The sequence below is a fragment of the Haliea sp. E1-2-M8 genome (genome assembly GCF_030649675.1).
Classification (GTDB): Bacteria; Pseudomonadota; Gammaproteobacteria; order Pseudomonadales; family Halieaceae; genus Haliea.
Window position 1 is genome coordinate 22957 of record NZ_JAUTDR010000001.1, and the last position, 13264, is coordinate 36220.

At 63.7% G+C, this 13264-nt stretch carries 11 protein-coding genes; 2 read left to right on the forward strand and 9 right to left on the reverse strand.

Annotated elements, in window-relative coordinates; genetic code table 11:
* Positions 1-7 precede the first annotated feature (7 nt).
* The 8 genes from Q6D67_RS00110 to Q6D67_RS00145 all read right to left on the reverse strand — a co-directional run bounded on the left by Q6D67_RS00110 (position 8) and on the right by Q6D67_RS00145 (position 10345).
* Positions 8-2173, reverse strand: a complete 2166-nt coding sequence (locus tag Q6D67_RS00110) for an Hpt domain-containing protein (RefSeq protein WP_304703443.1) — start codon at positions 2171-2173, stop codon at positions 8-10.
* Positions 2166-3413 carry a methyl-accepting chemotaxis protein gene (locus Q6D67_RS00115; RefSeq protein ID WP_304703444.1) on the reverse strand — a complete coding sequence of 416 codons (1248 nt, stop codon included), beginning with the start codon at positions 3411-3413 and terminating at the stop codon, positions 2166-2168. Before Q6D67_RS00115 ends, Q6D67_RS00110 begins: the two co-directional genes overlap by 8 nt.
* Complete coding sequence (locus Q6D67_RS00120; RefSeq protein WP_304703445.1) at positions 3410-3970, reverse strand: chemotaxis protein CheW; 561 nt, start codon at positions 3968-3970, stop codon at positions 3410-3412. The genes Q6D67_RS00115 and Q6D67_RS00120 overlap by 4 nt, the downstream gene beginning before the upstream one ends.
* Positions 3971-4381 carry a response regulator gene (locus Q6D67_RS00125; RefSeq protein WP_304703447.1) on the reverse strand — a complete coding sequence of 137 codons (411 nt, stop codon included), beginning with the start codon at positions 4379-4381 and terminating at the stop codon, positions 3971-3973.
* Between the two features lie 101 nt (positions 4382-4482).
* Positions 4483-5067, reverse strand: coding sequence for a hypothetical protein (locus Q6D67_RS00130; protein ID WP_304703449.1), 585 nt, complete (start codon positions 5065-5067; stop codon positions 4483-4485).
* The gene (locus Q6D67_RS00135; protein WP_304703450.1) at positions 5060-6337 is read right to left on the reverse strand and encodes a sigma 54-interacting transcriptional regulator; all 1278 of its coding nucleotides are present in this window, start codon (positions 6335-6337) and stop codon (positions 5060-5062) included. The genes Q6D67_RS00130 and Q6D67_RS00135 overlap by 8 nt, the downstream gene beginning before the upstream one ends.
* A gap of 4 nt (positions 6338-6341) precedes the next feature.
* Entirely contained in the window at positions 6342-7058 is a 717-nt protein-coding gene (locus Q6D67_RS00140; RefSeq protein ID WP_304703451.1) for an NrdJb, read from the reverse strand.
* Between the two features lie 14 nt (positions 7059-7072).
* Entirely contained in the window at positions 7073-10345 is a 3273-nt protein-coding gene (locus tag Q6D67_RS00145) for an LAGLIDADG family homing endonuclease (RefSeq protein WP_304703452.1), read from the reverse strand.
* A 362-nt stretch (positions 10346-10707) separates the two neighbouring features.
* Between Q6D67_RS00145 and Q6D67_RS00150 the strand changes: the two genes are divergently transcribed.
* Both Q6D67_RS00150 and Q6D67_RS00155 read left to right on the forward strand, forming a co-directional pair.
* Entirely contained in the window at positions 10708-11721 is a 1014-nt protein-coding gene (locus tag Q6D67_RS00150; protein WP_304703453.1) for a thiolase family protein, read from the forward strand.
* A 2-nt stretch (positions 11722-11723) separates the two neighbouring features.
* Positions 11724-12155 (forward strand): Zn-ribbon domain-containing OB-fold protein, encoded by a 432-nt coding sequence (locus Q6D67_RS00155; RefSeq protein WP_304703455.1) that lies wholly within the window; start codon positions 11724-11726, stop codon positions 12153-12155.
* Here Q6D67_RS00155 and Q6D67_RS00160 read toward each other — a convergent pair.
* The gene (locus Q6D67_RS00160; RefSeq protein WP_304703456.1) at positions 12144-12911 is read right to left on the reverse strand and encodes a TSUP family transporter; all 768 of its coding nucleotides are present in this window, start codon (positions 12909-12911) and stop codon (positions 12144-12146) included. The two genes, Q6D67_RS00155 and Q6D67_RS00160, sit on opposite strands and share 12 nt — an antisense overlap.
* Positions 12912-13264 lie beyond the last annotated feature (353 nt).

Here is a 13264-nt window from a genome sequence, read left to right on the forward strand (position 1 = left end):
GCGGCCTCTACCGCAAACCGGCGCAGCGGCTGCGGAGGCTGCGTACAGTGGTCAGGTTGAAGTCACCGCCACCGCCACCGCCAGAGGTGGCGACCAGTTCCGGCAGGGCGGCGACAAGTTCACGCAGCAGCGCGGGTAATTCGGTGTTGACCGGGCCCTGACTTTCCAGCACCCGGTCCAGCATGTCCTGCACGTCGCGTCCGAGCTCTGCCAGGGTGTAGAGACCCACGGCGTTGCCATTGCCCTTGAAGGTATGGAAGTGGCGCCGAATCTCCCGCAGCTGCTCATCCCTGGCGGCGCCCCGTTCCCACTCCGGCAGTAACGCCTGCAGACGGTCGATGATCTGCGCCGACTCCTCCAGAAACACTTGCCGAAACTCCTGCGGGATATTTTCGCCCGCCGGCGCGGCTGCCTCCGGCTCCTCCTCCTGCTGCAGTGGCTGCAGGTCCGACCGCGGCACCGCCGGACGTGGTACCGCCGCTTGCGGTGCTGCCGGGGCGAATGCGGCAAGCCGTGCGGCATGTTGCTCTGCCGTCAGCAACAGGGTCGAGAAATCTTCCACCGGATCGAGCAAACGGCTTTCCAGGTAAAGCGTGAGCCAAACCAGGGCGTCAGCCAGGGCTTGCAGCGCAGGGGTATCGCTGGCGACTTCACCACTGCGGCTGGCATTCCGCAGCCAGTCATGACATGAGCTCACCACAGCGGCTTCCCGCGCCAGACAGGCAAACGACAGCGCCTCCCTGATCCCGGCCAGAGCTGCGCAACAGTCATCCAGGGATTGCTCATCCCGGGGCTGCTGCTGCAATTGACCCTGAATCTGGTTCAGCTGATTGCAGGTCGCGGCAACGAGACCTTCAAGATGGTCGAACGCCTGTACTGCTGGCGGAATAAAACCGTTGTGGCGGAGCCTGTTGCTGAGCGCAATTTCGGTTTCGACCATGGCTCCGGCAATGGACATGACCACCTGTTTGCCGCGCCGCACATCCTGGCTGAAGCGGCCGCTGAATACTTGCTGCAACATGTCGCGCGCGGCCTGAATGTCCTCTGCGTGATCAATCTCCTCCGCGGCGATCAGGCGCAACCGGATTTCCTCAAAAACCGTGGCGGCATCGGGCAACGGTGTAGAACCTCCCTCGACCGCGGCCAGGAGGTCGGCAGCCTGCAGGCGATCCACCAGAGCGTTGAGCAGCGAGTGCGCGCCCTCCAGGGCGGCGATCAGCGCGTCGTTGTGAATAAGACCGCGCTCGGCATCGTGCAGAGTGTTGCCGTCGATGCCGAAAACCTGCCAGATGTGCCCGACGTACAGGGGTCGAGCCTTGCAGGAAGCCATGTAGTACAGCATCTGCTGCAGGTAGCTGTGGTAATCCATGGCGGGGTCGGCAACGCTGCCGTGTTCGCGCGCATACTTGATCATGAACGCGCCCGCCTTGAAGAGCTGCGCCACGCACTCATCGGGTTCCACCAGCCCGGCGGCGATGGCCTCACACAGACCCACCAATAGCAGCCAGAACCTCTCCTGTTCGGTGCCGCGGAACAGGCCGTGCATCTTGTGCGCGATGCGCGCCACGGTGCGCACATTTTCCACACTCGGGGCGGCGCCGAGAGCGGATTTCGCGCCCTGCAGGTAGGGCGCCAGCAGCACATCCGCGCTGCGACGGATCGTTTCAGCTGCGGGCTCGGGAGCGGCGCCGCTGATACCGCAGCCCGCTGGTAGCTGCAGGTAAAAAAAGAGTGCCGGTGGCCGCACGCGCTCGCCTTCCCAGCGGCGCAAATTGTTGACACAGGGTTCCAGGCCCCTGCCGGTGTCGATCCGCGACCGCTGCACATGGTCCAGGTAGGCCGGCAGTGTCTTGATGGCCCGCATCAAACCGCCCATGGTGAGGTTGCGGCGCTCGGCAACCACCTGTTCCCGCAGTAGCCGCAGAAACCCGCGCTCCATCTCCAGCGCCAGCATTTCCGCCTTGTGCAGCCTGAGAGTGCCGAGGGCCGCGGTGATATGGTGCACGGCCCAGAGACTTTCCAGTAGCGGTTGCCTGCACGCGGTCTCCCGACTGTATGCAATCAGGCCTGCCTCTACCTGGTCGAGCGACGCCAGCAGCGGCCGCAACAGGCTGCGCAGCCCGATGACATCTATCGACCCGGCCTCGGGCCGGGCTGCCAACTGCCTAGACATCGGTGACACTGCCGCCGCTGCCAACGCTTGTGGCGCCGTGGCTGTCTATCCGGAAGCGGGCCAGGCTCCGCCCCAGGGTGGAGAGGGTCTGCTGCAGGGCCGCAACTCCCTGTTGCATCAGCTCGGCGCTGTCACTGAGGCCACAATTCTGCTCACGAACGCTTTTCAGCAGGGCATCCATCCTGCGCACGGCTTCCGCGGACTGCTGCGTCGTCGTGGCCATGGAATCCACCATGTCCAGCAGTTTCCCCGCACCCCGACCGATGTCCTCCAGGGAACCGTCGATGCGCTCGACGAAGTCCAGCACGGTGACCACGGCGCCCACCGTATGCTCGAGGCTGTTGAGATTCTCCGCCGACAGGTTTTGCAGCAGACGAACTTCGCTGGTGATTTTCCGCCCTTCCTCTTCCGCTTCCCGCAGCAGGTCACCAATGGCCTCGGCAATGCCCAGAAAAGGACGGCCGTGTTCACCCGCGCGCTCTGCCTCGATGCGGGTATTGATGGCGACCACGGAAATTTTCGTGTTCAGTGACTGGATGTACTCGGCTGCCGTGGTCACCGACTGGATCAACTCGCCCTGGCGCTTGGCGGACTTTGAGGTCTCCTGGATGGACTCGCGGACATCGGTGGACGCCCTGGACATATCCGCGGCCAGACCCTGGCCCCGATTCACCAGCTGGCGGTGCTGGCTCATCGCCTCCCTCGCCTGTTGACTCACCGTGGTCAGGTTGTCCGCACCACGCAAGTCCTGGGCCAGGGAGACACCCGCGTCCTGCAGCTCCCGGCCCAGCGCAGCACTGCGCTCGCCGCCGCTGCTGCCGTTTTTACCGAGTTTGTGCAGCTCGGTAACCAGCCCCTCAAAGGGGCTGCGAATGCTGGCCACCAACTCCCGCTGTCGCTCAAGTGCCGTATTCAGCTGTTCAGCAATGGCCCCGGTCGCCGGCGAATCACTGCTCGCAACCGCGGTGAGATCTCCCTCCGCGAGCCGGCTGAGAGCCGTGGTGATACCGGCGGAGTCAGCCGTGCGACTGTCGTTGGCCCGGGCCTGCCAGAGCAACACGGCGACCACAGCCAGCAGCAAAACCAGCACCGCGATCACCAGCAGCAGCACGCTGCGCGCGGCGGATGCTTCTGCAACACTGCCCAGCGTGATCGCCAGGCCGACAATGGAACCCAGCAGCCCAACCAGGAGTGCGACCAGGCCCGCGGCCACAGGTACGGAGGGAGTGGTCTTGCTCATGATGCTGAATCCTCGGCAATCGCTTCCGGCCGTGCAGCCGTGTCTGAGAGGGCGCCGACTGTCGCCAGCCGGCTGCTATCGAGCAGCCCCAGAAATCGTTCTCCCTGCCAGAATCCCCCGTCGCAGCAGGCCGCAAGGGGGCCCTCAATTCGGGTCTCCGTAGCACGCTGTGCCATCGGCAGTTTGATATTACCCTCGACCCGGCTCAGGGTAATGCCGACGTAGAGGCCGGGGCGCTTGATTACCAGGCAGTACTCCCGTCGCCGCCCCGGAGGTAACGGTTGGCCAAACAGGCTGTCACCACAGCAAACCGGCAACAACCCACCATGGTGACTGGCAATCCCCAGCACCCAGTTCCGCGTGCCGGGGATCGGTGTCAGGACCGGCACGGCAATAACGGCCTCGATGTCCCGCGCCGCGACCAGGAGCGGTACGCCCGCAATACCGACCACCCCTCCCCGCCAGTATTCCGGATCTGGCAACGCCGGGGGCAAGCCGCACCCGGTACTGGCATAGCGATTCTGCAGAGCCGTCAGCGCGGCAAAGGCGGCCGTCACTTACGCCTCCTCGCTCGCCCGGGTATTTTCGTAGATAAGCTGGCGCAGGACCGGGTCCGGGGGGATCTTGCTGACGTGGGCCGTGGCGCCTCGCGCCTGGCCGCGGGCGATGTCAAATACACCGTCCGAGGATGAAAGCAGGACCACCGGCAGGTCACGGGTATCCTCGCCGTGGCGGATCAGGCTGCAGGTCTGGTAGCCGTCGAGCTCCGGCATGCTGATATCCAGAAAGACAATGTCCGGCTTGAACCGGCGCAACAGCGCCAGCGCCTTGTAGCCGTCCTCTGCCGTCTCGACCTCGCAGCCCATCTGCTTCAGCGTGTGCGACATCATCATGCGGATGGTTTTGGCGTCATCGACAATCGCGACACGAATACCGGAGACGTCCTGCACTTCTGTTGGTTCACTCATCGTCAGCCTCTTCCCCTACTGCGGGTAACAGTATTTTGGTAGTAGCACAGGCTCTGCAAGCACTAATTGCCGTTTTCCCGAATTGCCGGCATCGCGCGTACTCAGGGTTCTGCCGGAAACAGCACGCTGCGGAACGGCTCCAAATGCCCTGCCTGAAAGTCCTGCCACTCGTAGATGTTGAACTGCTGCATCAACTGCAGGCAGCGCTGGAAAACCACATCGGCCTCATAGCTTGAAGGCGGAATGTCGTAGCGCTCCGTGAGCCGGGCAAAAATCCGCGCGGCGATATCCCTGCGAGCGCGGTCCTCACGGTACAGCAGGTGCTCTACGGGAGAGGCTACTACCGGGGTGCCGTAAACCAGAAAAGCCTCCCAGCGCTGGGGATCATGGCCCGCTCCCAGGCGGGCGGCCAGCAAACGCACCAGCGCCTGCAGATCCCGCCGCGGAGGCAGGTGGTCCTGCTGCAGCCAGCGGCGAACCTCCGCTTCCTTCCACTCCGGGTTGATGGCGAGCACCCCCAGGACACGTCCTTCGATGCGCGAGGGCACAATCGCCGCAAGATCCAGCAACAGGTTGAGGCGAGCGGAGAAACCAAGCGGCTCCAGATCCGCTGCATCGAGCAGAGTCTTGTACTCCGCCGCCAGCTGCGCGGGGCTCGGGCTGCCTGCTGATTGATCTTCAGCCATGAGCCTCAGCCTGCCCGGCGGGCCAGGTCAGTGCCCGCCACTCGCGCAGGCGTCTGCCGTAGGTGGGCCTCGATACTCCCAGCAGCTGCGCCCGCAACTCCACCGTCGCGACCTCACGCTGGGCCTCCAGAAGTTCCAGTAACAGCTCCTGGCCCGCGAGCAACGGACTGGCGCCCGCACTGCCGAGGCCGCGAACCCAGTCGGCCACCAGGCGCGCAGGTTCCTGCCACAGAGCAGAGCCATCGCGCGCGGACTGGCGCTTGGCGATCACCGGAAGCCAGCGGACGATATTGCGACGGCTGGTCTGCAGGAACTCAGCACTGGGGCCGTGCCGCCCCTGATAACGGACCAGCGCCGCGAGCACGATCTCATCCTCCAGCCAGGTACCGAGGGGCAGCGGTGTCTGGGCCAGCAACAGCTGGTTAACCCGCTCGCCCAGCGCCAGTTCGAGCTCTTCCCAGGCACTGGGACTGTACCCGCCGCTGGTAAACTCCTGGCCGGCTAACGCCTGCAGCGGAGGCTCCAGGCTGCCGCTGGTCGCCCGGTCACCGAGATAGAGCTTGAGATCCACCGGGGTCAACCATTCGCCCCCCGGCTTCTGCTCCAGGGCTCTCACCACGCGCTGCCGAATCTCGCTGATATTGCCGTGCCAGGGATGCTGGCGCATGGCCTGCTCCGCTTCCGGTGTGAAGCCCTTGACGACGATACTGCGGCTTGCACATTCCTGGGACAAAATTTTATGGGCCCAGCGCAGCACGGCCCGCTGGCGGTGGCGCATTGGCGGCACCCGGATCGGGTAGGCAGCAAACGCGCTCGCCAGTTTGCGTTGCAACAGTCCCTGGGCAACCAGCGCTTGCAAGGTCTCGGGAAACAGCGCAACGAAGCGCACGGCGGGCAGGTAGGTGGGTGTGTCGGTGTCCGCGAGCAGCCGGGTCGCCATTTGTCGCGCCAGCTTCAACTGGGCATCAGCACTCATCAATTGCGGTGATTTGAATACCAGGGTCTTGCCAGCGCCGGTCAGCAGAGCCTGGCGAATGCGGCGGTTGGCGTCGTCGCGGCTGCGGAATTCCCGGCAGTCAACGGCGACCAGGCTGTCGGCGCAGCCCCCGGCCTGGGTGTGAAGAATACGGGCAATGTACATTTTGCCGGTGCCGCGTGCACCAATGATGGCCACGGGAGTCTCGGTCCGCGCCAGGAACGCCGCCTGGTCTACCGCCCCCTCCATATTGTCGAGGACATAGCCTTCCAGCTTGTCTGCGGTTGTCAGCAAGTATCTACCCGCACTTGGAATCTGCGCAGTTCAGGCAGGTCATGCAGCCGTCCAGCAGCACCACAGCGCGGGTGCTGCACTTGTAGCAGAGACTGGCGCCCGGGGGAAACGGCGAGTCGTCACTCTCGGTGGGCTCGCCTTCAGCGGTGTCAGTATTGCTCGCACTGCCCATGATTTCCCGACGCTTGTCGTCGATGAACTTCCGCTGGTGCTCGTCCAGCTTCGACTCGATCAGGCCTATGTGCTTCATGTGATCTTCAATCGCGTAGCCGATTTCCGCCACGATCGAGGGCATGAAAACGCCGCCCTTCTTGAAATAGCCGCCGCGGGGGTCGAACACCGCCTTCAGCTCTTCAACCAGGAAGGTGGCATCACCACCCTTGCGGAACACTGCCGAGATCAGCCGGGTCAGGGCCACCACCCACTGGAAGTGTTCCATATTCTTGGAGTTGATAAAGACCTCGAACGGGCGCCGCAGCTCGTGCTCGGTGCCCTCGTTGAGGATGACATCGTTGACCGTGATGTAGAGGGCGTGCTCCGACATGGGCGTCTTGACCTTGTAGGTCGAGCCCACGAGCCGCTCCGGCCGCTGGAAGGATTCGTGCATGTGCACCACATTACTGGCGGGCACCGCCTCCTGCTCCCCTGCGACAGGGTCCGGGACCGCGCCCGGTTGCACCACCTTGTAGCTGACAATCTTGCTGCCGATCTTTACCGTCATTGCTGTCTCCAGGCTCAGAACTTGCCGTAGTAGCCTTCTTTAAGGGCATCGAACAGGTTCGCCGCCGTGTGCATTTCACCGTCGTATTCCACCTCCTGATTGCCCTTGAGTTCCACTACGGAACCATCCTCGAGAGTGAACTGGTACACAGTGTTTTCAAGGTCCTGCTCCTTGACCAAAACCCCCTGGAACGCCTCCGGATTGAAGCGGAAGGTGGTGCAGCCCTTGAGGCCCTTGGCGTGGGCGTAGAGGTAGATGTCCTTGAAATCCTCGAACGGATAGTCCGTGGGCACGTTGGCCGTCTTGGATATGGAGGAATCCACCCACTTCTGGGCGGCGGCCTGGATATCCACGTGCTGCTTCGGTGTCACGCTGTCGGCAACGATGAAGTAGTCGGGCAGTTTTTCCTCTTCGCGTTCACTGTAGGGCATGGCACGCGGGTTCACCAGGCTGCGGTAGGCCAGCAGCTCAAAGGAAAACACGTCCACCTTCTCCTTGCTCTTGCGCCCCTCGCGAATCACGTTGCGCGCATAGTGGTGGGCAAAACTGGGCTCGATGCCATTGCTGGCATTGTTGGCCAGGGACAGGGAGATGGTGCCGGTGGGCGCGATGGAAGAGTGGTGGGTGAAGCGGGCCCCCTTGGCCTCCAGTTCGGCCACCAGTTCCGGCGCCACCTCCGCCACCCGCTGCATGTAGCGGCTGTAGCGCGCGTGCAACACCCTGCCGGGCAGGCGGTCGCCGACGTCGACCCCGTCCCGCGTCATTTCCGGGCGCGCGGCCAGCATTTCCGGGGTAACCTCAAACAGCTCCTCCATGATCGGGGCCGGGCCCTTCTCTTCGGCCAGGGCGATGCCCTGCTGCCAGCCCACCAGAGCCATTTCCCGGGACACTTCCTCGGTGAACTCCACCGAAGCTTCGTCGCCATAACACATGCCCAGCATGGTGATGGTAGAGCCCAGGCCCAGGAAGCCCATGCCGTGTCGGCGCTTGTGCACAATTTCGTGGCGCTGCTGCTCCAGCGGCAGCCCGTTGATTTCCACCACGTTGTCGAGCATGCGGGTGAATACCGCTACCATCTCGCGGTAGCGCTCCCAGTCGAAGCGGGCCTTGTCGGTGAACGGGTCCAGCACCAGGCGGGTAAGGTTGATGGAGCCCAGCAGGCAGCTGCCATAGGGGGGGAGGGGTTGTTCGCCGCAGTTGTGGGCGTGCAGACCATTGGCGTCGAAGGTATTGATGCCGGGAACCTGTACATCGTAGACATCCTCGACGCCGTCCGGTTCGACAGAGGCTACCGTGGCCACAAACCGCTCCCGGTTCAGGCTGCGGGAGTAACCCGCCAACGCGTCGCTCAGTTGCGCCTGCTTGGCGGTGTCGGCAAAACCTATGCGTTCGGCAAATACAGCCAGATTGGCACCGCTGATGACCAGCTCGTGCTGCGCACGGGTGGCGTAGGTCGCTCTGCCGCCGCGGCCATCGGGCAGCAGTGTTGCACCGGCCTTGCGCCGCTCGCGGTACACGGTCGAGTTGATGCCCAGGCGCAGCAACATCCGCTGTGCCGCCTCAAGAGTCCCAAGGTCGGACTGTGCAAGACGCACGCTGACGCCTTTCTCCTGCGAGCCCTGGACCGATCCGTCGGCATCGAACAGCCCCCGCAGCAGGCCACAGTGGAATTCGCTGGAGGACGCCTCCGCCTGCGGCGTGATGGTCTTTTTCCCCGGCGCCATGCCAAGGCCGAGCGCCAGCTGGCGCAGGGCACCGGTGGCCAGGCGGTATTCGTCGCGCCCGGCCACTTTTTGCCAGCCGGCAAAGTCGGCGCGATGTGGCAGGCAACGGGCGGCCGCAAGAGCCCCCGCCATAACACCTTCGACACCGTCTACCGTACCACCCTCATTGACCGCCAGACGCCGCGGCCAGACCGACAGTACTGCCTTGTCTGCCTTCAGCGTGCCATCACCAAGCAGCAGGCCGATCAGATAGCCCTCGTCCCGGGAGTATGCGCCCTGCCATGTGGAGCCGCTGCGATGGTCGTTGAGCAAAACCTGGTCGCCGGCTCGCAGCGCGCCCGCCTCGCACCACTCGGTTTCCAGGCGCCAGCGGGTGAGGGCGGATACCCTCCGCACGCGATGGTCAGCGGTAAGCCGCAGGGCGGGGCCTTCGCGGGTCTGCAGGCGCAGGACGGGTTTGCTTGCAGTGCGAAAGAAGCCTTCGTTGCCGGTGGCATGATCGCGGCCATCAACACGGGCCAGAAAGGCGCGGCCGATAAGATCCATAACCTGCTGCGGACCAGCGGCGGTCTGGACCCAGGTGTCGGCAGTCACACAGGGGTTGGTAGCGCGGATATTTTCCAGCCACCAGTTGTTGTTCATCTGGTTGACCCGGTCGATCAGGATAAACCCGGGCTCGGCAAAGTCGTAGGTGGAGGCCATGATCATGTCCCACAGCCTGCGCGCGGGCAGCGTCTTGTAGACACGGCAGGCGACCTCGCCGCGTTCGTTGCTGACATAGCCCCTGGTAACCGGGAACGAGCGCCAGAGCACCAACGGGTCATTGGCGAGATCCATGGCGGCTTCTTCCACCTCCCTGGCAGTCACCGGGAAGCTCAGCGACCAGTCCGCGTCGCTCTTGACCGCTTCGATGAATTCATCGGTAATCAACAGGCTCAGGTTGAACTGCCGCAGGCGGCCGTCCTCGCGCTTGGCGCGAATGAAGTCCATGACATCGGGGTGATGGATATCAAAGGTGCCCATCTGGGCGCCGCGGCGGCCACCGGCCGAGGACACGGTGAAACACATCTTGTCGTAGATATCCATGAACGACAGCGGGCCCGAGGTATAGGCGCCGGCACCACTGACGTAGGCCCCCCGCGGCCGCAGGGTAGAGAATTCATAGCCGATGCCACAGCCGGCCTTGAGAGTCATCCCTGCTTCGTGATTCTTCTGCAGGATATCGTCCATGGAATCAGTGATGGTACCCGAGACCGTGCAGTTGATCGTCGAGGTGGACGGTTTATAAGCCTCTGCCCCGGCATTGGAAATGATCCGGCCCGCGGGCAGGGCACCGTTCTGAAGGGCCCAGAGAAAACGCTGGTACCACTGCTTGCGGGCGCTGTCCGTGTCCTCGACCTCGGATAGCGCGCGGGCAACCCGTTTCAGGGTGTCCGCGATATCGCGGTCTACCGGCTTGCCGGCGCGATCCTGCAGGCGATATTTCCGGTCCCAGATATCCAGAGAGGCATCCTGCAGGCCTATCTCAACTACCGAGTGCAAAGCCTTGACGACTTCTCCCATGACCCTTGCTCCTGTGACCTGCGGACCCGGGGTAGTGTGCGCGCAGGTCGCCGTCTCAGGCAAGCCAAAACGATATAGGCGGTAAGTTTACCGGTTATATACCAGATATTGTGTCTGCTACGCGTGCAAGCCCCGCCCGTCATCTGCCTGGAGTAACAGCGACAGCAATCACCGCCATGCGCCAGATCAAGGAACCCCGCTACCACGCCGTAACCAGGGTTTTCAGGTTCTGTGGTTTACCCCGCCAAGCCGCGGCGCGATTTCGGTCACCCGGTGTGGGGCAGGGGTTCTGAGCGGGAACTATCTGGTCCATTATCGTCAACCCGCACAAACTGCGTCAGCCAAGGAGCGCCTGTGGGCCTGTGGGCCTGAGAGGAGAGGCAGCCATCGCCGGCCAGGCCCTGGCCGATGCCGGCCTGGTGTTGCAGGATCTGGATGGACTGGCGGTCAACGGCGCGCATTTCAACGAAGCCTCGGCGTTTGTGCCTGCGGTTGTCGCGGAATACCTCGGGATCAAGGTCAGTTTTGCCGAAGTGGTCGATTTGGGTGGCACCAGCGCAGTGGCCATGGGTTACGGCGCCCACAGTAACTCTTACGGCGCCCCCGAAGCCGAATTCGATATTCCTTACGGACACCTGGGCCAGAATACCGGCTACGCAATGATTGCGCAGCAATATGCCCACCGCTATGGCTACGATCCCGCCGCCATGGCCAGGATCGCTGTCGACCAGCGCAGCAACGCGCAGGCCAATCCCCAGGCGCTGTTTCATGGCCATCCACTGACAGTCGACGATGTACTGGCGAGCAAAATGGTGGCGGATCCCCTGCGCCTGCTGGAGATTGTCATGCCGGTGGCCGGGGGCGCCGCCTTCATCGTCGCCGCCAGTGATATCGACCGCAACTGCCTACAGCGGTCGGTCACGATTCGCGGCTGCGGTGAACAGCTGGATTTCAAGTCCCCGAGCTATGCCCGGGACATGACCGTGACCCAGATCGCGGCGGCGGCGCGGCGGGCCTTTGCCATGTCGGGCCTGAACCCCGCCGACATGCACATGGCCCAGATCTATGACTGCTATACCATCACCGTATTGCTGAGCCTGGAAGATGCCGGTTTCTGCGCCAAGGGGGAGGGCATGGCCTTTCTGCGCGAGCACGACCTGACCTGGCGCGGTGACTTTCCCCTCAACACCCACGGCGGGCAACTCTCGTTCGGACAGTCGGGCACCGCCGGGGGCATGTCGCAATTGATAGAGGCGGTCGCCCAGATTCGTGGCTGCGCCGGAGAACGGCAGCTGCGCAAGCACGATACCGCTTTCGTATCCGGAACCGGGGGGGTCATGAGTGAGCAGGGCGCCCTGGTCCTGACAGGAGCCTGATCATGCAGCAGCCCGTGCCTCGCCCGACCGCCATCAGCAAGCCTTTTTGGGACGCCCTGCGGGAGCGGCGTATCGTTGTACCCCGTTGTGACCGCTGCGGCTGGTGGATCTTCTACCCGCGCCGGCACTGCCCGCGTTGCTGCTCAGAAAGACTCACCTGGACAGCGATTTCGGGGCAGGCGACCCTGTGCAGTTACACCATCGCGCGAATCCCGACCCTGGCCGGGTTTGCCCAGCCGGCTCCGCAGAACCTGGCGATCGTGACGCTGGCAGAGGGGTTCAACATGAACAGCGCGCTGGCAGGGGTGGAGCCAGAAGCCATGCGCATCGGCATGGAATTGCGGCCGGTATTCAATGTGATCGACCACACCGGCGCCACCCGCCTGTTGTTTACTGCGGCAGACTCCTGTGACGGAGACAACTCACGCCACTAACTCCACCGCAGCCTGCCACAGCAGGCGCAGGGCCAACAGCGTCAGCAGGATGTTCAAGGTCAGGGCAAAGCGGCGATCACTGATCTGTCGCAACAGGCGGATGCCGATCCAGGTACCCACCAGCCCGGCCGTAATCATCGCCGCGATAAAGCCCAGCCAGTCCAGGAAAACAAAGCCCGCAAAACCGAACACCAGTGCCTTCGGCGCGTGCTGCAGGGTCATCGCCGCGGCGAAAGTCGCCACAGTGGCAAAGCGGTCGCGCTGGATCTGTTTGACGAAAGCCGCCACCAGTGGCCCGGTGGCGCCAACAAACATGCTGGCGAAGCTGGTCAGTGCCGCTGCGACAAAGGTACCGGGCACCCCCAGGGCCAGACCGGGCAGGCGCGGTCCCCAGCACAGATATAGAACGAAAGTCGCGATAATGGACTGCCAGAGCCAAACGGGCAGTTCCACCAGCAGCCACGCAGCGAGCAGCGCGCCAACGAGGACTCCGGGCGCAAAAGCCGCTATCAGGCGCCAGTCAATACTGCGCCAGGTAAGCAGTGCCCTGCCGCCGTTGGAACCAAGCTGGATCATGCCGTGAACCGGAATGAGCGCCGCCGGCGGCAACCAGAACGCCATCAACAACAGCAGCAACACGCCGCCTCCCGCCCCCAGGCTGGCGGTTATCATTGAGGTGAGCAGCGAACACAGAACCAGCACCAGAGCCGCAAAAGGTTCCAGGGCGGGCGGGAGCAGCGAGTCCAGCAGGGCCATGTGCTAAGCGCCCGGGGCCGTATGCCGAGCCAGCTGGGAGAGTAGCGGGCAATATGCTAGCATGCGCGCATGATACTCCGTCTGCTACTTGCGTTGTTACTGGTTCTGCCTGCCGGTCTTTCGGCGGGGCAAGCGCAACGCTGTGAGCCGACGCCTGGCGCAGTGGCCATCGATGGCGGCCCGGCGCCGCACCATGAGAACAGGGAAGGCCATCATGCCAGCCACGGCGCCAGCGGCGAGCTGAGCGCTGCGGACGCAGAGCCGACCAATAGCTGTGACGGTAGCGACCTGGCCTGCAAGGTAAGCTGTGCAGCAGTCGCACTGCCCCTGGGAATGCAACAGTCTGAATTACC

Excerpts from the sequence above, each read along its gene's own strand:
- Q6D67_RS00155 (WP_304703455.1), top strand. The coding sequence starts at position 11,724 with ATGCAGCAGCCCGTGCCTCGCCCGACCGCCATCAGCAAGCCTTTTTGG.
- Q6D67_RS00125 (WP_304703447.1), bottom strand. The coding sequence starts at position 4,381 with ATGAGTGAACCAACAGAAGTGCAGGACGTCTCCGGTATTCGTGTCGCG.
- Q6D67_RS00160 (WP_304703456.1), bottom strand. The coding sequence starts at position 12,911 with ATGGCCCTGCTGGACTCGCTGCTCCCGCCCGCCCTGGAACCTTTTGCG.
- Q6D67_RS00110 (WP_304703443.1), bottom strand. The coding sequence starts at position 2,173 with ATGTCTAGGCAGTTGGCAGCCCGGCCCGAGGCCGGGTCGATAGATGTC.
- Q6D67_RS00115 (WP_304703444.1), bottom strand. The coding sequence starts at position 3,413 with ATGAGCAAGACCACTCCCTCCGTACCTGTGGCCGCGGGCCTGGTCGCA.
- Q6D67_RS00145 (WP_304703452.1), bottom strand. The coding sequence starts at position 10,345 with ATGGGAGAAGTCGTCAAGGCTTTGCACTCGGTAGTTGAGATAGGCCTG.
- Q6D67_RS00140 (WP_304703451.1), bottom strand. The coding sequence starts at position 7,058 with ATGACGGTAAAGATCGGCAGCAAGATTGTCAGCTACAAGGTGGTGCAA.
- Q6D67_RS00130 (WP_304703449.1), bottom strand. The coding sequence starts at position 5,067 with ATGGCTGAAGATCAATCAGCAGGCAGCCCGAGCCCCGCGCAGCTGGCG.